This is a genomic window from Agrobacterium sp. lyk4-40-TYG-31, assembly GCF_030209855.1.
GTDB lineage: Bacteria > Pseudomonadota > Alphaproteobacteria > Rhizobiales > Rhizobiaceae > Agrobacterium > Agrobacterium vaccinii.
In genome coordinates, this window is the sequence record NZ_JARVRE010000008.1 from 147,950 (window position 1) to 170,010 (window position 22,061).

22 protein-coding genes are annotated in these 22,061 nt (G+C 56.6%); 18 read left to right on the forward strand and 4 right to left on the reverse strand.

The genetic code is table 11. The features are described from left to right. Nucleotides 1-12: 12 nt before the first annotated feature. The 9 genes from lpxD (at nt 13) to QRN55_RS16525 (ending at nt 7,448) form a co-directional block, all read left to right on the forward strand. Entirely contained in the window at nt 13-1,077 is a 1,065-nt protein-coding gene (lpxD, locus tag QRN55_RS16485; RefSeq protein ID WP_233123377.1) for a UDP-3-O-(3-hydroxymyristoyl)glucosamine N-acyltransferase, read from the forward strand. Further along, on the forward strand, nt 1,070-1,537 hold the full coding sequence (gene fabZ / locus QRN55_RS16490; protein ID WP_062589693.1) for a 3-hydroxyacyl-ACP dehydratase FabZ: 468 nt from the start codon (nt 1,070-1,072) through the stop codon (nt 1,535-1,537). Before lpxD ends, fabZ begins: the two co-directional genes overlap by 8 nt. After that, entirely contained in the window at nt 1,534-2,346 is an 813-nt protein-coding gene (lpxA, locus tag QRN55_RS16495) for an acyl-ACP--UDP-N-acetylglucosamine O-acyltransferase (protein ID WP_111838292.1), read from the forward strand. Before fabZ ends, lpxA begins: the two co-directional genes overlap by 4 nt. 3 nt (nt 2,347-2,349) lie before the next feature. After that, a complete protein-coding gene (locus QRN55_RS16500) occupies nt 2,350-3,216 on the forward strand; it encodes an LpxI family protein (RefSeq protein WP_284777520.1) in 867 nt (288 codons plus the stop codon). Beyond that, complete coding sequence (lpxB, locus tag QRN55_RS16505; protein ID WP_111838294.1) at nt 3,213-4,400, forward strand: lipid-A-disaccharide synthase; 1,188 nt, start codon at nt 3,213-3,215, stop codon at nt 4,398-4,400. The genes QRN55_RS16500 and lpxB overlap by 4 nt, the downstream gene beginning before the upstream one ends. A 164-nt stretch (nt 4,401-4,564) precedes the next feature. After that, nucleotides 4,565-5,344, forward strand: a complete 780-nt coding sequence (locus QRN55_RS16510) for a transporter substrate-binding domain-containing protein (protein WP_111838295.1) — start codon at nt 4,565-4,567, stop codon at nt 5,342-5,344. Between the two features lie 67 nt (nt 5,345-5,411). Continuing rightward, nucleotides 5,412-6,083, forward strand: coding sequence for an amino acid ABC transporter permease (locus QRN55_RS16515; protein ID WP_111838296.1), 672 nt, complete (start codon nt 5,412-5,414; stop codon nt 6,081-6,083). Then, nucleotides 6,080-6,739, forward strand: a complete 660-nt coding sequence (locus QRN55_RS16520) for an amino acid ABC transporter permease (RefSeq protein WP_111838297.1) — start codon at nt 6,080-6,082, stop codon at nt 6,737-6,739. The genes QRN55_RS16515 and QRN55_RS16520 overlap by 4 nt, the downstream gene beginning before the upstream one ends. Then, nucleotides 6,717-7,448, forward strand: a complete 732-nt coding sequence (locus QRN55_RS16525) for an amino acid ABC transporter ATP-binding protein (protein ID WP_111838298.1) — start codon at nt 6,717-6,719, stop codon at nt 7,446-7,448. The genes QRN55_RS16520 and QRN55_RS16525 overlap by 23 nt, the downstream gene beginning before the upstream one ends. Nucleotides 7,449-7,458: 10 nt before the next feature. Here QRN55_RS16525 and QRN55_RS16530 read toward each other — a convergent pair whose 3' ends face one another. After that, nucleotides 7,459-7,812, reverse strand: a complete 354-nt coding sequence (locus QRN55_RS16530; RefSeq protein WP_284777568.1) for a cupin domain-containing protein — start codon at nt 7,810-7,812, stop codon at nt 7,459-7,461. Nucleotides 7,813-7,926: 114 nt separating this feature from the next. After that, nucleotides 7,927-9,216 carry a citrate synthase gene (gltA, locus tag QRN55_RS16535; RefSeq protein WP_111838299.1) on the reverse strand — a complete coding sequence of 430 codons (1,290 nt, stop codon included), beginning with the start codon at nt 9,214-9,216 and terminating at the stop codon, nt 7,927-7,929. A 259-nt stretch (nt 9,217-9,475) separates the two neighbouring features. On the opposite strand from gltA, the gene QRN55_RS16540 reads away from it, so the two are divergent. Further along, the gene (locus QRN55_RS16540) at nt 9,476-11,953 is read left to right on the forward strand and encodes a ComEC/Rec2 family competence protein (protein ID WP_502871341.1); all 2,478 of its coding nucleotides are present in this window, start codon (nt 9,476-9,478) and stop codon (nt 11,951-11,953) included. A 116-nt stretch (nt 11,954-12,069) separates the two neighbouring features. Here QRN55_RS16540 and QRN55_RS16545 read toward each other — a convergent pair whose 3' ends face one another. Together QRN55_RS16545 and lexA are read right to left on the reverse strand one after the other, a co-directional pair. Further along, a complete protein-coding gene (locus tag QRN55_RS16545; protein WP_284777521.1) occupies nt 12,070-12,750 on the reverse strand; it encodes a glutathione S-transferase family protein in 681 nt (226 codons plus the stop codon). Between the two features lie 423 nt (nt 12,751-13,173). Beyond that, nucleotides 13,174-13,893: a transcriptional repressor LexA gene (gene lexA / locus QRN55_RS16550; protein ID WP_112500028.1), complete on the reverse strand. Its 720-nt coding sequence runs from the start codon at nt 13,891-13,893 to the stop codon at nt 13,174-13,176. Between the two features lie 275 nt (nt 13,894-14,168). Here lexA and kdsA point away from each other — a divergent pair, with 275 nt between their 5' ends. From kdsA to QRN55_RS16590, 8 genes are all read left to right on the forward strand, one after another. Next, nucleotides 14,169-15,017, forward strand: a complete 849-nt coding sequence (kdsA, locus tag QRN55_RS16555) for a 3-deoxy-8-phosphooctulonate synthase (RefSeq protein WP_284777522.1) — start codon at nt 14,169-14,171, stop codon at nt 15,015-15,017. Nucleotides 15,018-15,244: 227 nt separating this feature from the next. Further along, the gene (gene eno, locus QRN55_RS16560) at nt 15,245-16,519 is read left to right on the forward strand and encodes a phosphopyruvate hydratase (protein ID WP_284777523.1); all 1,275 of its coding nucleotides are present in this window, start codon (nt 15,245-15,247) and stop codon (nt 16,517-16,519) included. A 144-nt stretch (nt 16,520-16,663) separates the two neighbouring features. After that, nucleotides 16,664-16,981: an FtsB family cell division protein gene (locus QRN55_RS16565; protein ID WP_111838302.1), complete on the forward strand. Its 318-nt coding sequence runs from the start codon at nt 16,664-16,666 to the stop codon at nt 16,979-16,981. A 151-nt stretch (nt 16,982-17,132) separates the two neighbouring features. Then, nucleotides 17,133-18,179 carry a pyruvate dehydrogenase (acetyl-transferring) E1 component subunit alpha gene (pdhA, locus tag QRN55_RS16570; RefSeq protein WP_112499935.1) on the forward strand — a complete coding sequence of 349 codons (1,047 nt, stop codon included), beginning with the start codon at nt 17,133-17,135 and terminating at the stop codon, nt 18,177-18,179. Nucleotides 18,180-18,197: 18 nt separating this feature from the next. Continuing rightward, on the forward strand, nt 18,198-19,625 hold the full coding sequence (locus tag QRN55_RS16575) for a pyruvate dehydrogenase complex E1 component subunit beta (protein ID WP_284777524.1): 1,428 nt from the start codon (nt 18,198-18,200) through the stop codon (nt 19,623-19,625). A gap of 11 nt (nt 19,626-19,636) precedes the next feature. Further along, nucleotides 19,637-19,924 (forward strand): hypothetical protein, encoded by a 288-nt coding sequence (locus tag QRN55_RS16580; protein WP_162694399.1) that lies wholly within the window; start codon nt 19,637-19,639, stop codon nt 19,922-19,924. A gap of 2 nt (nt 19,925-19,926) precedes the next feature. Then, complete coding sequence (locus tag QRN55_RS16585) at nt 19,927-21,306, forward strand: pyruvate dehydrogenase complex dihydrolipoamide acetyltransferase (protein ID WP_284777525.1); 1,380 nt, start codon at nt 19,927-19,929, stop codon at nt 21,304-21,306. 60 nt (nt 21,307-21,366) lie between these two features. Beyond that, entirely contained in the window at nt 21,367-22,011 is a 645-nt protein-coding gene (locus tag QRN55_RS16590) for an SGNH/GDSL hydrolase family protein (protein WP_284777526.1), read from the forward strand. Nucleotides 22,012-22,061 lie beyond the last annotated feature (50 nt).

A 22,061-nucleotide genomic window follows, 5' to 3' on the forward strand; every position in this document is an offset into this window, starting at 1 on the left:
AGTATCTGGTTGATGGAATATAATGATTTTTTTCCGCCCCATGATGGCATGCGATTGAAAGATATCGCAGACCGTCTTGGGGCGGAACTGTCTGATGAGGCTGCTGGAGATCGCGTCGTGCGGTCCATATCGCCGGTGTATCGGGCAAAGTCCGACCAGCTTTGCTACATTCTTTCCCGCAAGAACCGAGACGAACTGCTGACGTGCGAAGCGGCTGCCGTTATATGCGATGAGGCGTTGCGAAAGCTCGTTCCAGACCACATTCCAGCGCTCATCTCGAAGAACCCCCATACGATTTTTGCCCAGGCCGGAGCTCTGTTGCATCCTTTGGCGATGAGGCCATCTCCTGTCGTTGGCAATCTCTCGGGAATATCGCCTGCGGCTCACATCGATCCCTCGGCGAAAATCGAAGGCGATGTTGTCATCGAACCTTTTGCGGTGATCGGTGCCAACGCCAATATCGGCACAGGTACGCGGATCGGGGCAGGGGCGATTATTGGTGCCGAGGTTCAGATCGGGCGTGATTGCACTATCGCTGCCGGTGCGAGCATTCTGTCCGCCCTGGTCGGCAATAGTGTCATCATTCACAATGGTGCGCGCATCGGGCAGGACGGATTTGGCTATGCGCCCGGTCCCCGCGGGATGTTGAAAATCGTGCAGATCGGTCGCGTCATCATTCAGGATCATGTAGAGATCGGTGCGAACACGACAATCGATCGCGGCACGATGGATGACACTGTGATTGGTGAAGGCACCAAGATCGATAATCAGGTGCAGATCGGACATAATGTTCGCATTGGGCGCCACTGCGGCATCGTCAGCAAGGTCGGTATTGCGGGCAGCACCCGGATTGGCGATGGCGTCATGATTGGTGGTGCAAGCGGCATCAATGGACATATCAACATTGGCGACGGCGCGCAGATTGCCGCCATGAGTGGTGTCGTTGCCGATGTGCCTGCTGGAGCGAAATACGGCGGTGTACCGGCGCGGCCTATCAAACATTTCCTTCGTGATATGGCAGAGTTGCTGGCGCGCGCCGAAGAGCGAGATAAGAAGACAGGAGACAAAAATGTCTGAAGAAACAAAGACGACGCTCGGCGCGGCTGACATCCTCGAAGTCATGAAGCTGCTGCCGCATCGTTACCCGTTTTTGCTGATCGACAAGATCATCGATATCGATGCCGACAATTCGGCAACGGGCATCAAGAACGTTACGGTCAACGAGCCCCATTTCACGGGACATTTCCCTGATCGTCCGATCATGCCGGGCGTTTTGATCGTGGAAGCCATGGCACAGACGGCGGGTGCGATCTGTGCGCGCAAGCAGGGCGATGGCGGCCATCTCGTCTACTTCATGACCATCGACAATGCGCGCTTCCGCAAGCCCGTCATTCCCGGCGACCGGCTGGAGATTTACGTGGTCAAGCAACGTCAGCGCGGCAATGTGTGGAAATTCCATTGCGACGCCAAGGTCGATGGCGTTCTCGTTGCGGAAGCCGATATCGGCGCGATGATGATCCCCGAGGATCAGCAATGAGCACAGTTGCGGCTTCGGCGCAAATTCATCCCATGTCATTTGTCGAAGACGGTGCGGTCATCGGCGAAAATGTCGTCATCGGGCCGTTCTGCCATGTCGGGCCGAAGGTGACGCTGCATGAGGGTGTGCAACTCGTCAGCCACGTTGTCGTGCTCGGCTGCACCACGGTCGGCAAGGGTACGACCATCTGGCCATCTGCCGTCATCGGCGGTGATTCCCAGAGCGCACATCACAGCGCCGTCGATACGACGCTGGTGATCGGTGAGAATTGCACCATTCGCGAGGGTGTGACGATGAACACCGGCACTGTGGAGCATGGTGGCACGACTGTCGTCGGCGACAATAATCTGTTTCTGGCCTACGCGCATGTGGCGCATGATTGCCGGCTGGGCAATAACATCATTCTGTCCAACAATGTCATGCTGGCGGGCCATGTGACCGTGGAAGACCGTGCCATTCTGGGCGGCGGTTCGGCCGTGCATCAGTTCACGCGCGTTGGACGTCAGGCCTTTATCGGTGGTCTCTCTGCCGTCAGCTATGATGTCATTCCCTATGGCATGCTGAACGGCAATCCCGGCATTCTCAGCGGTCTCAACATCGTTGGTATGACCCGGGCTGGCATCGAGCGCGCCGAGATTCACAAGGTGCGCCGCGCCTACAAGCAAATCTTCGAGAGCGAAGGCAACGTGCGCACCAATGCGGCGGCTGTTCGCGAAGACTATACGGATTGCCCGCAGGCGCTTGAGATCATCGACTTTATCGCTGCTGCAAACGACCGGGCCATTTCTTCGCCCAACCGCGGCAAATAATCCGTGTCTGCGGGTGCGGGGCGTCTCGCCATCATCGCCGGTAGCGGTTTCTTTCCCTATTATGTGGCGGAGGCCGCAGAACTGGCGGGGGAAACGCCCTTCATCATCCGCCTCAAAAACGAGGCTGATCTGGACTGGTCGCATTTCGACAATATCACGATCAGCGTCGGCGATGTTTCCAGCCTTGGCCGCGTGCTGTCAGAGCGGAAGATAGACCGTGTGGTTTTATCCGGCGGGGTTTCGCGCAGGCCGGAATGGCGCGAAATCAGACCAAATCTGAAAATGGTCGCGAAAATGCCCTCCATCATTCGCACACTGTTATCCGGCGGCGATGATACCGTTCTGCAAATGGTGATCGGCTTGATCGAAGCGCAGGGCGCGCGAGTGATCGGTGCCCATGAAATAGCGCCGGGATTGCTGGCAACCACCGGTTCTCTTGGCAAGATCACACCCAGCGACGATGATCGGCGTGACATTGCAAAAGCTGCAAAAGCGGCCCTTGCGCTGGGTGCGTTGGATGTGGGGCAGGGCGCGGTTTCCGTGGGCGGACGTCTGGTGGCGCTTGAGGGCGTCGAAGGCACGGATGGCATGCTGGCGCGCGTTGCGTCGCTGCGCGCAGAAGGGCGTATTTCCAGCCGCAGAAAAGGCGTTCTCGTCAAGCTGTGCAAGCCACAACAGGATATCCGCGCAGATCTACCCACCATCGGCCCTTCGACCGTTCAGAACGCCGCGAAGGCGGGGCTTGCCGGGATTGCTGTGGAGGCGGGCAGGGCATTCGTGCTGGATCGTGACGCGATGCTGGAGGCGGCGGATGCCGCAGGTCTGTTCGTCTGTGGGATCGATACGGGTATTTCAGGAGACATGATGTGACGGAAGCTGTGTTGAAACTTGGCGTCATCGCAGGCGAAGTTTCCGGCGACTTGCTGGGTGCCGATCTCATCCGGTCGCTGAAGGCGCAATATGCCGGACGAGTCGAGCTGGTTGGCGTGGGTGGCGAGGGGCTGGCGGGCGAGGGCCTTGTTTCGCTGTTCGACTATTCCGAATTGTCGATCATGGGTTTTACCCAAGTGCTGAAAAAGCTGCCGCAACTGATATCACGCATCAAGGAAACGGCCAACGCCATTGTCGCCGCGCGCCCGGATGTGTTGCTGATCATCGATAGCCCCGATTTTACCCACCGGGTGGCCAAGCGCGTCCGCAAGGCTATACCGGATATGCCGGTTGTCAATTATGTGTGCCCGAGTGTGTGGGCGTGGAAAGAGCAGCGCGCCACTGCGATGCTGTCCTATGTCGATCACGTTCTGGCGCTGCTGCCATTCGAGCCTGAGACAATGCGGCGTCTGGGTGGCCCGCCGACGACCTTTGTCGGTCATCGCCTGAGTGTGGACGCAGATCTGCTGCGTGTCAGGGCTCTGCGTGCCGAGCGAAACGTCCCACAGGCGACTGAGCCGAGAACGATTCTTTTGCTGCCCGGTTCACGGTCTACGGAGACCACGCGTCTGATGGAGCCTTTCAAGGATGCGGCAAGTGCATTTGTGGAGCGCAACGGTCCAACGCGGTTCGTGTTGCCGACTGTGACGCGGCAGGAAAGCCGCATTTGCGAACTGGCAGCATCATGGCCTGATCATACGCGCCCCGAGATAGGCGTCGGCTCGGACTTCAAATGGCAGGCGTTTGCGCAGGCGGATGCGGCCATTGCAGCGTCCGGCACTGTCATTCTGGAGCTTGCGCTTGCGAATGTGCCTGTGGTGTCCGTCTACAAAACCGACTGGATTTTCACGATGCTGAGTCGGCGCATCAAGACATGGACGGGTGCCTTGCCGAACCTGATCGCGGATTACGCGGTGGTGCCGGAATATATCAACGAGGTCGTGCGGGCTGGCTCCATGCTGCGCTGGGCCGAGCGCCTTTCATCAGACACGTTGCAGCGACGCGCCATGCTGGAAGGTTTTGCGCTGGTGCAGGACCGTCTGCATACGGAGCGACCGCCGGGTGAGGTAGGAGCCGAAATCCTGCTCTCGATCTTTGAAAAAACGCAAACTAGACATGTGTGATCTCAAACAGTGCGATCAACACGGTTGAGTTGACTAAAAAATAGTCAAATGACCATTTCGGCATCCCTTGAGTGTCCGAGTTTCCTGAGAAAACCTGAGTGGCACGGGCATTGCTTACTTAAAGCATAGGCAATGTGCCCTCAAACTCTCAAGGGAATTTCAGAATGTTTAATAGACGGGCTTTTCTGGTCGCTATCGCCGCTATCGCAAGTTTCACGACGCCCGTTCTGGCCGATGCGCTCGGTGATATCGCATCGCGCGGCACGATCCGTGTCGCCGTGCCCCAGGATTTTCCGCCATTCGGCAGTGTCGGCATCGATATGGCGCCGCGCGGTTATGACATCGACGTGGCAAATCTGATCGCGGAGAAGATGGGTGTGAAGGTCGAACTCGTGCCCGTGACCAGCGCAAACCGCATCCCCTATTTGCAGACCAACAAGGTCGATCTGGTTGTTTCCAGCCTCGGCAAGAATCCTGACCGGGAGAAGGTCATCGATTTCTCCGTTGCATATGCGCCATTCTTCAACGGCGTTTTTGCACCTGGCAGCGTTAAAATCGAAAAGGCGGAAGACCTTGCGGGCAAGACAATCGGCGTGACGCGTGGTGCGGTGGAAGATCTGGAGCTGACGAAAATTGCGCCTGCCGATGCCACCATCAAGCGTTACGAGGACAATAACGGCACGATTTCCGCCTTCTTGTCCGGTCAGGTCGAGACCGTTGCGACCGGCAACGTCGTCGCCGCCGCTATTCTGGAAAAGAACCCGCCGAAGCGGCCAGAGCTGAAATTCCTGATCAAAAATTCCCCTTGCTTCATCGGCCTGAACAAAGAACAGCCAGCGCTTCTGGGAAAGATCGACGCCATTATCACTGCTGCGAAGGCGGACGGAAGCCTCAATGCAATTGCCCAGAAATGGTTGAAGACCGATCTGCCGAAAGACCTTTGAGGCTTTCGAGTGCGCGCCCTGTAACTGACGGGGCGCGCTTGTCTTCTTTACACCGAAAGGAACACTCGTGCATTACGCATTCGAGTTCGGGTGGCTGTTCGAATATTACCCCGTGATCGTGAAAGGCGTGCTTATTACGCTCCAACTGATTGCGATCGGTGGTGTTCTAGGCATTGCGCTCGGTATTTTCTGCGCCTGGGTTCGGGCACTGGGTCCGACATGGCTGCGACCGCCCATCGCGCTTTATGTGGAGTTGATCCGCAATACGCCATTTCTGATCCAGCTTTTCTTTATCTTTTTCGGCCTTCCGTCGCTGGGATTGCAACTGACCGAATTGACGGCTGCCAACATAGCCATGGTCGTCAATCTGGGTGCTTATAGCTGCGAAATCATTCGCGCTGGCATTCAGGCAACGCCGAAGGGACAGTTCGAAGCGGGCGCAAGCCTTGCCATGACGCGGTTCGAGACGTTCCGGCATGTGGTGCTGGTGCCTTCGCTGCAACGCATCTGGCCAGCGCTTTCGTCGCAGGTCGTCATCGTCATGCTCGGCTCTTCGGTGGTATCTCAGATTGCTGCCGAAGACCTGACCTTTGCGGCCAACTTCATCCAGTCCCGTACGTTCCGAGCTTTTGAAGCCTATATGGTTTCAACGGTCATCTATCTCGCACTGGCAATTCTTCTGCGGCAGATATTGCTTGTCGTGGGCGGGTTTATTTTTCCCAGAAGGAGCGCCCGATGATAGAGTTTTCGACCTGGGATATTTTGCGAAACCTGCTTCTAGCCGCGCGCTGGACGATATTGCTGTCGCTCGTTTCCTTCATCGGCGGTGCCTTTGTCGGGCTCTTGCTTCTCTTCATGCGCATTTCAAAAAAGAAATCGCTGCGGGTTTTCTCCAAATATTACGTAGAGCTTTTTCAGGGCACACCGTTGCTGATGCAGCTCTTCATCGCCTTCTTTGGGCTAGGCCTGGTGGGTATCGATGTTCCGGCCTGGCTTGCCGCAGGCATCACACTCATTCTCTGGGCGGCAGCGTTTTTGACGGAAATCTGGCGCGGTTGCGTTGAGTCGGTTCAGAAGGGGCAGTGGGAGGCGTCTGCCAGCCTTGGCATGGGGCGCCTGCAGCAGATGCGTTACGTCATTTTGCCTCAGGCAATGCGCGTGGCGATACCGCCGACCGTTGGTTTTGCCGTGCAGGTCATCAAGGGAACGGCTGTCACATCGATCATCGGTTTCGTGGAGCTTTCCAAGGCCGGAACGGTCGTGACCAACGCCACCTTCCAGCCCTTCACCGTCTATGGCCTCGTCGCCCTCATTTATTTCGCGCTGTGCTGGCCTTTGTCGAAAAGCAGCCAGATCCTCGAAAGGAAGCTCAATGTCGCTCATCGAAATCACTGAAGTCCGCAAGAGCTACGGCACGAATGAAGTCTTGAAGGGCATCAATCTCGATATCGAGCCGGGCGAAGTCATCGCCATCATCGGCAAAAGCGGGTCGGGAAAATCCACATTGCTCCGCTGCATCAACGGTCTGGAAGCCCTTTCTTCCGGTGCTATCTCTGTCGCGGGCGCGCAGTTTCTGGATGACGAAATTCACCTGAAAGCGCTGCGTCTGAAAGTCGGGATGATCTTCCAGCAGTTCAACCTGTTTCCGCACCTGACCGTCGGCGGTAACGTCATGCTGTCACAGACCGTCGTCAAGAAAACGCGCAAGGCGGAAGCGGAAACAATCGCGCGCAAGATGCTGGAACGGGTTGGTCTGGCGCATAAATTCGACGCCTACCCGGATGAGCTTTCCGGCGGGCAACAGCAACGCGTGGCCATTGCCCGGGCCCTTGCCATGCAGCCGACAGCGTTACTGTGTGACGAGATCACCTCGGCGCTCGACCCCGAACTTGTCGCGGAAGTTCTGGCCGTGGTGCGGGAACTGGCGGCGGAAGGTATGACGCTGGTCATGGTCACCCACGAAATGAAATTCGCCCGCGATGTGTGCTCGCGCGTGGTCTTCATGCACGAAGGCCGCGTTCATGAAATTGGCCCACCCGAGGAGGTGTTTACGGCACCCAAGACGCCGGAGCTGAAACAGTTTCTGGGCGTAACGGCGCATTGATTTTGGATGTTCAGTCCAGGTCTTCCTGAATGAAAACATCTGCGACATGGATGTCGGTCGTTTCCAAAGGGCCGGGTCCAAGATTGATGTATTTGTGGGGAATATTGGCGGGTCCGAACAGGACCTGCCCTTCAGAGGCGCGGATTTCCTGATCACCGATTGTGAAAAGCGCGTTGCCCTTCCGCATGATGAAGATTTCATCATAGGGGTGTTTGTGAAGGCACGTGCCTTTGCCCACTTCGTTCACGGTGTAGAACATGACGGAGGCGTTGGTTCCGAAAGTGCGGCCTTCAAACTCGCCCTGCCAGAAGTCCTCACCATCGCTCCAGTCAGATCGATTCAATATCTGCGGTCGTTTTTCCATCATGACTGGCCTTTGCTGATGTCTTCGTACGACTTTGACAAAGGACGCGGGTATCGGCAAACAAAAAAAGCCGGGCGTGAGCCCGGCTTCTTTTTTCGTAATGGATATCCGCGCTTAGCGCTTGGACACAGGCGTGTAGTCGCGCTTTGCTTCGCCGGTGTAGAGCTGGCGAGGGCGACCGATGCGCTGCTGTGGATCTTCGATCATTTCGTTCCACTGAGCAATCCAGCCCACGGTGCGGGCGAGAGCAAAGAGAACGGTGAACATGGTCGTGGGGAATCCAAGCGCCTTCAGCGTGATGCCGGAGTAGAAATCGACGTTTGGATAGAGCTTCTTTTCGACGAAGTAAGGGTCGGAAAGGGCGATCTTTTCCAGCTCGAGCGCGACCTGCATGATCGGATCATCCTGGTTGCCCGTGGCTTCCAGCACTTCGTACATGGTCTTCTGCATGATCTTGGCGCGCGGATCGTAGTTCTTGTAAACGCGGTGGCCAAAGCCCATCAGGCGGAATGGATCGTTCTTATCCTTGGCGCGGGCGATGTATTCAGGAATACGATCGACCGAACCGATTTCGTTCAGCATGTTGAGCGCTGCTTCGTTTGCACCGCCGTGGGCAGGGCCCCAGAGGCAGGCGATACCGGCAGCAATACAGGCGAACGGGTTTGCACCAGAAGAACCGGCCAAACGAACGGTCGAGGTGGACGCGTTCTGCTCGTGATCGGCGTGGAGAATGAAGATGCGGTCCATGGCGCGGGCCAGGACAGGGTCAACCTTGTAGTCTTCGCAAGGCACAGCAAAGCACATGTTAAGGAAGTTGGATGCGTAATCCAGATCGTTCTTTGGATACACGAACGGCTGACCGATGTGGTACTTGTAGGCCATTGCCGCAATCGTCGGCATCTTCGCGATCATACGCAGCGAAGCGACCATGCGCTGGTGCGGATCGGTAATATCTGTGGAGTCGTGATAGAACGCGGAGAGCGCGCCGACCGTGCCGCACATGACAGCCATCGGGTGCGCGTCGCGACGGAAGCCGGTGAAGAAGCGGCTCATCTGCTCATGCACCATTGTGTGGCGCGTTACGCGTGTGTCGAAGTCTTTCTTCTGTGCAGTTGTCGGCAGTTCGCCGTAAAGCAACAGATAGCAGGTTTCGAGGAAGTCGCCCTGTTCGGCCAGTTGCTCGATAGGGTAACCGCGGTGCAGGAGCACGCCTTCGTCGCCATCGATATACGTGATCTTGGATTCGCAAGAGGCGGTCGACGTAAAGCCGGGGTCGTAGGTGAAGGTGCCGGTGTTCTTATACAGCGTTCCGATATCTACGACCTTGGGTCCGATCGTGCCTTCTCGTACAGGGAGATCGACCTTATTATCGCCGAGTGTCACTGTTGCGCTAGTTTCCGTCATACCATACCTCCGAAATATGCAGGCGATGCGGGGTGACGCATCAGCCAGTTAAGCGTCAGCGATTTAGCTATATGATCCGAGCCATAAAGCCAAGCTATCCAACGGCCAAATTGTGCATTGCGACACGCCAATATCCCGAAATGGAGCATTTCTACGGCATAGTGTTTCATTCTAGGTCAATGCTTTCTTAACTCAGCAACAGGTTGCAATCTTTTCTTGGGGGTTGCAAACTAAGGGCTGCGGCAAGGGGCGCCGGGCTTTGAACACACAGGACGAAAAACAGCATTTCCGCCTGGCGGAAACGAGCTCCGTTGCGCATGCGGACCTCGATGATTTGCTGTTGCCGCTTCACACGTCGCGTCGTGAAGTGGCCTTGGAAACGGGGCAGGGAGCTGCCCGGGGTTGGTCGGTTCGTGCTCTCAAACAATGGATCATCACCTGTGCCGAGCAGGAGGTGATGCACCGCCAAGACTTTCTGTTCGTGCCCGTCTTCATCGCGTTGGGGGCTGCGCTATGGTTCGGTCTGCCCGCGACACCATCACGCTGGTTTTTGATGTTTCTCGCGGTTGGCATCGGTGCATTGGCCGCAGCCATGTTGCACCGCCCGGGCACTGCCTCTGCAATTTTAAAAGCCACTACTCTCGTTGCTGTTGGCATGCTGCTGGCTGATCTTGAAGCGCGGCGCTTGGGCACCATCATTCTCGACACACCAGTGACCACGACGATTACCGGGACCGTGGAGCGGCGTGAATTGGATGCGAGGGGTAACTGGCGATATGTCGTGGTTCTGGACGCGACATCAGGCCCGAAACTTTCCCGCCCACCGCAGAAAGTCTCGCTGGCATCACGCAGCCGTCATGAGGCGGTGGCCATTGGTGGTGTGATCACCGGAAAGGCGCGGCTATCGCCGCCCTCGGGCCCGGCGCTGCCGGGGCTCAACGACTTCGCCTTCGCTTCATATTTCAATGGAATAGGCGCGACGGGTTTCTTCTACGGTGTGCCGAAGACATTGCCTGACAAGCAAAAGTCCACAACGTGGACGGGGGCAGCGGATGCGTGGCTCTACAAGCTCAGAAGCGATATTGCGCAACGCATTCGTGACCTGATCGGCGGCGACGCTGGCGCGTTCGCTGCATCGATCATCACCGACGAAAGGCGCGCGATTTCCAATGAGACGATGGAAGCGCTGCGCGTTTCCGGGTTGGCGCATATAGTTGCCATTTCAGGGCTGAACATGGCGCTGGCCGCCGGTATCTTTTTTGTCGGCATGCGAACCGCATTCAGCCTTTTTCCCGCTTTTTCGCAGCGCTGGCCCGTGAAGAAAATCTCCGCATTTGCGGCGCTGTTGATGACGCTCGCCTACTATCTCATCTCTGGGTTTGCCGTATCGGCAGAGCGGGCGTGGTTGATGATGTCAGTCATGCTGATCGCGGTGCTGGTGGACAAGCCCTCGATCAGTCTCAGAAACATCGCGCTTTCCGCCATCGTCATCATCGTTCTGTCACCGCATGAGGTGATGGGTCCGAGTTTCCAGATGTCGTTTGCGGCGACGCTGGCACTGGTGTCCGGCTACGCCTTCTGGAGCAGGTGGCGAGGCGACCTCGAGCAGCGGATACTATCCCGTCCACCATGGTGGCTGTCATTGGCGGCCAAGGCTGGTACGATCATAGGCGGTGTCGTGGCGACGTCACTGATCGGTGGCATCTCGACTGCTGTCTACTCCATCGAGCATTTTCACCGGATCACGACATATGGGCTGGCGGCCAATCTGGCGGCTACGCCTGTCATGTCGTTGATCGTCATGCCGTTTGCGCTGATCGGCATGCTGTTGATGCCGTTTGGGCTCGACGCTCCCTTTCTGAAGGTCATGGGCTACGGCATGGCACTGGTGATCGATATCGCAATGACTGTCTCCAGTTGGGGTGGCGATGCGACGATCGGGCGCCAGAATGGCTGGTTTCTCGCCGTATCCACGACAGGTTTTTTGCTGTTGGCACTTCTACGCACTCGTCTGGCACTTATAGGCTTGCCGTTCATTGCCGCCGGGTTTGGATTGTTGGTCGTAGAGCAATGGCGAGCAAGGCCAGATTTGCTGATCTATGAGGACGGTTCGCTGGTCGCGCTACTGACTGAGGATTCGGTCGCGACGACAAAGCAGCGGGCCTCGGGTTTCATCTATGATCAATGGGTGAGGGCGCTGCCCCTATCGCAGCGGTATGACCCGCCCGACATGCTGGAAACCGCAAAGTCACCTGATGGTGACGAGGCTGATGCCGACGAGCGACCTGCTACACACCGCGCTGGTTTGAGCGAGAAAGACAAGGCGAAAGCAGCAGAGGAGATGCGAAATGCGCTTTCCAAACCAGAGCGCTTCACCTGCCAGAAGGATAGCTGGTGCGTTGCCAAATCCCGAACCGGCGTTGCTATAGCCGTGATCTTCGACTCTGCACTGAATGGAACTGCCTGCGAAATCGCCGACCTGATCGTAACGACACGACGCGTCTCTTTTAGCGAATGCTATTCCGGCGCCATACTCATCAGCCAAGACACATTGCGCCGAACCGGCTCGCTGGAAATCTGGCTTGGCGACAAGAGTGACCCCGTCGTGAAAGCGCAGGCCGCAATGCAGGGTGTAGATCGGTTCTGGACCATGCACCGGAGCTATGACTGGCGCGAACGAGATTTCGACACGTTCCTTCCGCCGCATATCAAGACGATGTTGTCGACTTCGCGGTGATTACGCTTGGCTCGAAAGGTGCAGGTTTAAATGCTTCGGCTAAATCCTTCAAATCCTCGTTTCCTCTGGAAAACTAAGCCGCAGCGTGCGCTCGTGATAGGAGGTTTATCCAGAGATCACGGCTTGGAGCGCAAATCCGCGAGCCATTCTCCGGTGGCCTTGGCTTCCGCCTCGTGTTCCGCATCGCGCCACGGTTCCAGCAAAGCGGCATCTTGCCATTCCTGCATCGCTGGCAGGGCGAGAAGCCGGTTCTTGTAAGCCTCTGACTCGGGAGACAAGGCTGTTGCATAGGTCTGAAAGCGGAAGGCGACGGGACAGAAAAACGCGTCGACCGCCGTAAATGCTTCTCCTGCCAGGAATGGCCCACCAAAGGATGTCAGACCTTCCTGCCAAAGTGCGTCGATACGAGAGATGTCTTTTCGCAAAGCTTCACCGATCGCGGTTGGCTGTATGCGAAGACCGACATGCATCGGATGCTCGTTGCGCAATGTCTGGAAGCCGGAATGCATTTCTGCCGCTGCAGAACGGGACCATGCCCGCGACCTCGCATCACCAGCCCAAACGCCAATGTGCTGTTCGGCCAGATATTCTGTTATCGACAACGTATCCCATACGACAAACTCGTTTTCGACGAGGCAGGGTACTTTGGCCGTTGGCGAAAACACTGCGAAATCCTGTGCTGAATTGCCGAAGGGCGTGAGTTTCTCGCTGAAGGGAATATCGAGTGTTCGCATCAACACCCATGGCCGCAGTGACCAGGATGAATAGTTCTTGTTGGCTATGTAAAGATCGTACATCTCAAAATCCCTCGTTGCGCATACCGTGTTAGCGTGGGAAAATTCTCCAATACAGACGATCTACGCGATGGCGATCTTCAAATTATTTGATGTTTTGTCATTTGCTCAAGCGAGTGCCTTTCCAGCATCGCGCTGAGATCGGAAAACCTTATATTCCGCTGCTCAACCGCATTCATCACCACTAAAAACGTCATGCTCAACTCGTCATAGACTATCGAAAATGGCGCAAGATTCAAAAGATGATGATCCGGCTAATGATTTCCGGTTTTTGAAAACCGTCCTGAGCGAGTTATCCGTCTAAAACACGCATAATATGCCGGTCCGACCTCAAGCGAACCTCGACCACTAAGCATCAAGCGTCGCAAACACCGAAAATTGGAAACACCAAGGCGGGGCAGATAATCAAATCTGCCCCGGCAGATCTCAGTGATAGCGGCGGATCAGGCCAACGAGTTTGCCCTGAATTTTCACCCTATCAGGTCCGAAAATACGGGTTTCATAGGCAGGGTTCGCGGCCTCGAGCGCAATCGACGCGCCTTTGCGACGGAAGCGTTTCAGGGTCGCTTCTTCCTCATCCACCAGTGCGACAATGATATCGCCCGGATTTGCCGTGCTCGTATCGCGGATGATAACCGTATCGCCATCGAAGATGCCTGCTTCGATCATCGAATCACCTTTGACTTCAAGCGCGTAATGCTCGCCCGCACCCAGCATATCCATGGGCACGACGACATCATGCGTGTTGTTCTGGATTGCCGAAATCGGTACGCCCGCAGCAATCCGTCCCATAACCGGTACACTCACCGAATCGGGGTTGCGATCGTTTGCGGCAGCGGGAGGCGGCGGCTGCACGGGCTGCGGTTTGCCGAGGCTGCCTTCGATGACGCTGGGTGAAAAGCCTCGCTGCGGCTTGTTCTGCGGTGAATATGATTCGGGAAGCTTGATGACTTCGAGCGCGCGGGCGCGATTCGGTAGCCGGCGAATGAATCCGCGTTCCTCTAGCGCTGTAATCAGCCTGTGGATGCCGGACTTGGAGGCAAGATCGAGCGCATCCTTCATTTCATCGAAGGACGGCGGCACGCCGGACTCTTTCATTCGCTCATGAATGAAGAGAAGCAGTTCCTGCTGTTTGCGCGTGAGCATGGAGTAAACACCCTTGGAGCTTTGAGGCTTAGATTCGTGAAACAAATACAGAACGAACACTATATGTTCCACATGTGTTCTGCAATCCCCAATAGTCATCCCAAATCATTTAAGAGATCGTTGACAGATGTCCTGTGGGTGTTCTGCCACGCCTGCCACGTCATGCCGTGACTTCGCTGCTGCTTGCTGCTAAGTGCGTGGCGAGTTTTGAGAGATTGCAGGATGGTTCGGCGGCGTTTGCTGCGAAGCGTCGCTTTTGTATCAGGGGAATCATCATGAGTGTGACGAATAATCTGAAAGTGGTTTCCGGCGAGGGTGCTGGCGCAGTCTCTTTTTCCAACACCGAGCGTTTCTCGCTGATCGCTGGCCCGTGCCAGATGGAAAGCCGCGATCACGCCTTCATGATTGCAGACACGCTGGCTGAGCTTTGCAGCAAGCTGGGTATCGGTCTGGTCTACAAATCCTCTTTCGACAAGGCGAATCGCACGTCGCTCTCCGGTCAGCGCGGTATCGGCATCGATAAGGCGCTTGAGATTTTTTCGGAGCTGAAAAGCCAGTTCGGATTTCCGGTTCTCACGGATATTCACAACGAGGAACAGTGCGGCATCGTCGCGCCTGTCGTGGATATCCTTCAGATTCCGGCATTTCTCAGCCGCCAGACTGACTTGCTGGTGGCGGCTGCAAAGACCGGTCGCGTCATCAACGTCAAGAAGGGTCAGTTTTTGGCCCCTTGGGACATGAAGAATGTGCTGGCGAAGCTGAACGATAGCGGCAATCCGAACGTACTGCTCTGCGAGCGCGGGGCCTCGTTCGGCTACAATACGCTGGTTTCCGATATGCGTTCGCTTCCCATCATGGCATCGCTAGGTGCGCCCGTGGTGTTCGATGCCACGCACTCCGTGCAGCAGCCTGGCGGGCAGGGTGGTTCCAGCGGCGGTCAGCGGGAGTTTGTTGAAACGCTGTCTCGTGCTGCCGTGGCCGTGGGCGTTGCTGGTCTTTTCGTGGAGACGCATGAGGACCCTGATAATGCGCCGTCCGACGGGCCGAACATGGTGCACCTCAAGGATATGCCGAAGCTTCTGGAAAAACTGCTGGCCTTTGACAATATCGCCAAGGCTGCGTGACGGCTTTTGGCCTTAATCGATTTTTATGAGAAGGAAGGCGTCTGGAAGAGGGTGCCGTCATTGTAAATTCTTGTACGTCGTCTACAGCGGCGGAAGAAACTCAAATCGAGTCGCCATTTCCGTCGCCCTGTTTATCGCGCCGCTCAACCGAAAAGCGCTTCACAGGTTTCGGGATGCACTCTAAAACAGGCATCTGAAATTCCTGTTCCAGTCCCAAGGGAGAGATCATGACAGCCATTACCGATATCATCGCACGCGAAATCCTCGACAGCCGTGGCAACCCCACCGTTGAAGTCGATGTCTATCTGGAAGACGGTTCTTTCGGTCGTGCGGCGGTTCCATCGGGCGCATCGACAGGCGCACACGAAGCCGTTGAACTGCGTGATGGTGGCAAGCGCTACCTGGGTAAGGGCGTCGAGAAAGCTGTCGAAGCCGTCAACACCGAGATTTTCGACGCTCTGGGCGGTTTCGATGCCGAGAGCCAGATCCATGTCGACCAGACGCTGATCGAGCTCGATGGCACGCCGAACAAGTCACGCCTCGGCGCCAACGCGATCCTCGGCGTCTCCCTGGCTGTCGCCAAGGCTGCGGCCGAAACGACCGGCCTGCCGCTTTACCGCTATGTTGGCGGCCCGAACGCGCATCTGTTGCCCGTGCCGATGATGAACATCATCAATGGTGGCGCGCATGCCGACAATCCAATCGACTTCCAGGAGTTCATGATCATGCCGGTTGGCGCGGAAAGCATCCGTGACGCCGTGCGCATCGGCGCGGAAATCTTCCACGTTCTGAAAAAGGAACTGTCGGCACAGGGCTTCAATACCAACGTTGGTGACGAAGGCGGTTTTGCGCCGGGCCTGAAGAGTGCGCCTGAAGCTCTCGACTTCATCATGAAGTCAGTCGAAAAGGCTGGTTACAAGCCAGGCGACGACGTTGCTCTGGCGCTCGATTGCGCCTCGACCGAGTTCTTCAAGAACGGCAAGTACGAGATGCAAGGCGAGGGCCGTACGCTCGAGCCGGAAGCCATGGCCGACTACCTTGCAGAACTAGCCGCAAAGTATCCGATCATTTCCATCGAAGACGGCATGGCTGAAGACGACTGGGACGGCTGGAAGTATCTGACCGACAAGATCGGCTCCAAGGTGCAGTTGGTCGGCGACGATCTTTTCGTCACAAACTCCGCGCGCCTTCGTGACGGTATCAAGATGGGCGTTGCCAACTCCATCCTCGTCAAGGTCAACCAGATTGGTTCGCTGACGGAAACGCTCGACGCGGTCGAAACCGCGCACAAGGCTGGCTACACCGCCGTCATGTCGCACCGCTCAGGCGAAACGGAAGATTCGACGATTGCCGATCTTTCGGTTGCGACCAACTGCGGACAGATCAAGACCGGTTCGCTTTCGCGCTCCGACCGTCTGGCCAAGTACAACCAGCTGATCCGCATTGAAGAAATGCTCGGCCCACAGGCAGCTTACGCTGGCCGTTCGATCCTGCGTGGCTAAGGCTTTCTATACAGATTTAAAAAAGGCTCGCTTCGGCGGGCCTTTTTTGTGCGCTGCGGTGGGCGACGGAGTTAAGGTCAACGGATGGTTAAACAAATGCGGCTATGGTGATGGCAGTAACGCGTTTGAAGGCTGTTCAAGAGTATGTGGACCAAGCATCACAAGAAGAGACGTTTTGGCCGTCTGGTCGTTCCGGCAATCACCGTCGCATTTCTTTCCTATTTCGGATATCATTGTGTCCATGGCGACTTTGGTCTTCAGGCCACGGAACGTCTGGAGCGTCAGCGTCTGGCGCGCACCGTCGAGCTTGCGAAGCTGACCAAGGCACGCGTCTCGTTAGAGCGCCAGGTCGAGCTGATGAGCGATGGTTCGCTGGAGCGCGACATGATCGATGAAATCTCGCGTTATCAGTTGAATATGTCACGCAGCGACGAAATCGTGATCATGAATACATATTTCTGATTAACTTGATATCGGTTAATCCAGTTTTTTAATTTATTCACAGCAACTTACCAGAATATGAGCCATGCGTTTATGGCATTGCTGGTTCGCTTTTTCTTGCATATGGTGCGTCCCAATCCAACCATTCTAATGGCAACTCAGGGAGGGATGAATGGCGCCGCGAAAAACCGCGACCGTATCCGGCCGCAAGACTACGGCAAAGACCGCCACCAAGGAATTCACCGGCAAGAATACGCCGGACTTTGGTAAAGACGAAGAGTTGCACGCCTATCGTGAAATGCTTCTGATCCGCCGATTCGAAGAAAAGGCCGGCCAGCTTTACGGCATGGGCTTCATCGGTGGTTTCTGTCACCTCTACATAGGGCAGGAAGCTGTCGTCGTCGGCATGAACATGTCGCAAAAGGAAGGCGATCAGGTCATCACCGCTTACCGTGATCACGGCCATATGCTGGCTGCTGGCATGAGCGCACGCGGTGTTATGGCCGAGTTGACCGGACGTAGCGGCGGCTTGTCCAAGGGCAAGGGCGGCTCCATGCACATGTTCTCCAAGGAAAAGCATTTCTACGGCGGCCATGGCATCGTGGGAGCTCAGGTTTCTCTGGGAACCGGTCTCGCCTTCGCAAACAAGTACCGCGGCAATGACAGTGTTTCCGTTGCGTACTTCGGTGATGGTGCTGCCAACCAGGGCCAGGTCTATGAGAGCTTCAACATGGCTGCTCTCTGGAAGCTGCCGATCATCTATATCGTCGAAAACAACCACTATGCGATGGGTACGTCCACGGCTCGCGCCACGGCGCAGTCCAACTACTCGCTGCGTGGCTCCGGCTTCGGCATTCCCGGCGTACAGGTCGATGGCATGGACGTTCGTGCTGTTAAAGCTGCTGCTGATGAGGCGCTTGAGCACTGCCGTTCCGGTAAGGGTCCGATCATTCTGGAAATGCTGACCTATCGTTATCGTGGTCACTCCATGTCTGACCCGGCAAAGTACCGTTCCAAGGACGAAGTGCAGAAAATGCGCGCGGAACATGACCCAATCGAGCAGGTCAAGGCGCGGCTCCTTCAACAGGGCTGGGCCACTGAGGATGAACTCAAGGCAATCGACAAGGATGTTCGTGACATCGTGGCTGACAGCGCCGAGTTCGCCCAGAACGACCCGGAGCCGGATGTTTCCGAGCTCTACACCGACATTCTGCTCTGATTTGGGAAGGGAGATAACATGCCTATAGAAATTCTCATGCCCGCCCTTTCCCCAACCATGGAGGAAGGCACGCTTTCCAAGTGGCTGAAGAAAGAAGGTGACAACGTTTCCTCCGGCGACGCGATTGCTGAAATCGAAACCGACAAGGCAACGATGGAAGTCGAAGCCGTGGATGAAGGCGTCATCGGCAAGCTGTTGATCGAAGCTGGGACCGAAGGCGTCAAGGTCAACACGGCCATTGCCGTGCTGCTTCAGGACGGCGAAAGCGCTGACGATCTTTCTGCGTCTTCCGCACCGAAGAAGGAAGAGCCGAAGGCAGACGCTGCCAATTCCGGTTCTGACGCTGCTGGCGGCAAAACCCGCGAAGCCAGCGAAGAGCCTTCTGCCGACAAGGAAGCTGCGAAGGTTCCGGCAGCACCAAAGATCGAAGTTGCTGCCGACCCGGATATCCCTGAGGGCACCGAGTTCGTAACACAGACGGTGCGCGAAGCACTGCGTGATGCGATGGCTGAAGAAATGCGTTCCGACGAGAACGTTTTCGTCATGGGTGAAGAAGTCGCCGAATACCAGGGCGCCTACAAGATCACTCAGGGTCTTCTGCAGGAATTCGGCGCCAAGCGCGTTATCGACACTCCGATCACCGAACACGGCTTTGCCGGTATCGGCGTCGGTGCAGCGATGACGGGTCTGCGCCCGATCGTCGAGTTCATGACGTTCAACTTCGCCATGCAGGCGATCGACCAGATCGTCAATTCTGCTGCCAAGACGCTCTACATGTCTGGTGGTCAGATGGGTGCGCCGATGGTGTTCCGTGGTCCGTCGGGCGCTGCTGCCCGCGTGGCTGCCCAGCACTCGCAGTGCTATGCCGCATGGTACAGCCATATTCCGGGCCTCAAGGTCATTATGCCCTATACGGCTGCTGACGCGAAGGGTCTCTTGAAGGCTGCGATCCGCGATCCGAACCCGATCATCTTCCTCGAAAACGAAATTCTGTATGGTCAGAGCTTCGAAGTTCCGAAGATGGATGATTTCGTTCTGCCAATCGGCAAGGCGCGCATTCACCGCAAGGGCAAGGATGCGACCATCGTTTCCTTCGGTATCGGCATGACCTATGCCATCAAGGCTGTTGCGGAACTCGAAAAGCTCGGCATCGATGTCGAACTGATCGACCTGCGCACCATCCGCCCGATGGATCTGCCAACGGTGATCGAATCCGTCAAGAAGACCGGTCGTCTGGTGACGGTGGAAGAAGGCTTCCCGCAGTCATCTGTCGGTGACTTCATTTCCAACAGCGTGCAGCGCGCCGCATTCGATTACCTCGATGCGCCGATCCTGACGATTGCTGGCAAGGACGTTCCGATGCCTTATGCTGCGAACCTTGAAAAGCTGGCTCTGCCGAATGTTGACGAAGTCATTCAGGCCGTCAAAACCGTCTGCTACAAATGAAGGAGGAGAATTTGGGTAAAATCAAACACATCCTCCCGGCCGGTGAAAACTGGTATCGTGTTGTAGGGTCCAAGGATGCGCCTCAGTTCGAGCGCATCGTTTTTTGGGCTGTGATCAATGACGGTGAGGGCGATGTCGTCGCCGGTGTCCCGCGTGAGGATATCGGCGTCATCGGCGCCGTGAGCGACTGGCTGAGTGATGTTGCGGGATATATCGAAGTCTCGCCGTCGCAGCTAAGTTCGCTGGCAGAAAAACCTGAAGAATTGGAACAGTACAATCTCGTTTGGGGGGAGGGCTAGTCATGCCTATCAACATCACAATGCCTGCCCTTTCGCCAACCATGGAAGAGGGAAATCTCACCAAGTGGCTGGTCAAGGAAGGCGATAAAGTTGGTCCCGGCGACGTGATTGCCGAGATCGAAACCGACAAGGCGACCATGGAAGTGGAAGCCGTGGATGAGGGCATCGTTGCTAAGCTGGTCGTTCCGGCAGGCTCGGAAGCCGTCAAGGTCAATGCTGTGATCGCAATCCTTGCTGCAGAAGGCGAAGATGTGGCTGACGCTGCCAAGGGCGGTGGCGCTGCACCTGCAAAGGCCGAAGCTCCGAAGCAGGAAGCTGCGAAGGCTGACGCGCCGAAGGAGACAAAGACCGAGGCCGCTCCTGCCAAGGCTGAAAAGCCTGTGGCTGATCAGGGCCCGGCGCCATCGACGCCAGCACCAGTCTCCAAGGATGGCGAACGCATCTTCGCTTCGCCTCTGGCACGTCGTCTGGCCAAGGAAGCCGGTCTTGATCTGTCTGCTGTCTCCGGTTCCGGCCCGCACGGTCGTATCGTCAAGACCGACGTTGAAAAGGCGGCTGCTTCCGGCGGTGCGAAGGCTGCTCCGGCTCCTGCACCATCCGCTGGCACTGCTGCTCCGGCTCCTGCCAAGGGTCCTTCGGACGAAAACGTGCTGAAGCTGTTTGCGGAAGGCTCCTACGAGCTTCTTCCACACGACGGTATGCGCAAGACGATTGCCTCGCGCCTGACCGAGTCGACGCAGACCGTTCCGTCCTACACGGTCTCGATGGAATGCGAACTCGATGCGATGCTGAAGCTGCGCGCCGAGATCAATGCGTCCGCACCGGTGAAGAAGACGGAAAAAGGCGAGGTTCCGGCCTTCAAGCTTTCCGTCAACGACTTCATCATCAAAGCGATGGCGCTTGCTCTGCGTGACGTCCCGATGGCGAATGCATCGTGGACATCGACGGCCCGCGTTCTGCACAAGCATGCAGACGTTGGCGTTGCCGTGTCGATCCCCGATGGTCTGATCACGCCAATCGTGCGCAATGCCGAGACGAAGACGCTGTCTGCGATCTCCAACGAGGTCAAGGATCTCGCCAAGCGTGCGCGTGACAAGAAGCTGAAGCCGGAAGAATACCAGGGCGGCACCACATCCGTGTCCAACCTCGGCATGTTCGGCGTCTCATCCTTCACCTCGATCGTCAATCTGCCGCAGGCATCCATCGTGTCTATTGGTGCTGGCGTCGAAAAGCCGGTTGTGCGTGGTGGCAAGATCGAAGTGGGTACGGTCATGACCGCCACCTTCGCCTTCGACCACCGCGTCATCGATGGCGCGCTGGGCGCAGAACTCGCATCTGCCTTCAAGCGCTACATTGAAAACCCGATGGGCATGCTGGTGTAAAAAAACGCTGAGCCGGAAGCCGGGTAACGGTTTTCGGCTCGCTCCATTCGCGAGGCTGACATGACGAAAACCGTTCTTTGCTATGGCGACAGTCTGACCTGGGGTTTCGACGCCGAAAATCTTGGTCGTCATGCCTTTGAAGACCGCTGGCCGAGCGTTTTGCAAAAAGCGCTGGGAACGGATGTCAATGTCATTGCCGAAGGGCTGAACGGTCGGACCACGGCTTACGACGATCATCTGGCGGATTGCGACCGCAATGGCGCGCGCATCTTGCCGACGCTGCTGCACAGTCATGCCCCGCTCGATCTCGTCATCATCATGCTGGGCACGAATGATCTGAAGCGCGGTATCGGCAGCGGTAACGCTGTTGGTGCGGTGAAAGGTGTCGAGCGGCTTATCAATCTCGTGCGCAGCCACGTCTGGTCGTTCGATGACGAGCAGCCGGAAATCCTGATCGTGTCTGCTCCGCATATTTGCGAAACAGGCAATGAGATGTTTGCGGCCATGTATGCCGGTGCCATCGAGCAATCGCAGATGATGGGCTCGCTCTATCGCGATCTGGCGGATGAGAAGGGCTGCGGGTTCTTCGATGCTGCCTCCGTTGCGGTGACGACGCCCGTTGATGGCGTTCATTTGGATGCAGAAAACACACGTGCGATTGGAAGAGGCCTCGAGCCCGTCGTTCGCATGATGCTTGGACTTTAAAAGAAATCGACTGAGGCTGCGGCATGGTTTCGCCCTCGGGAAGACAAAGG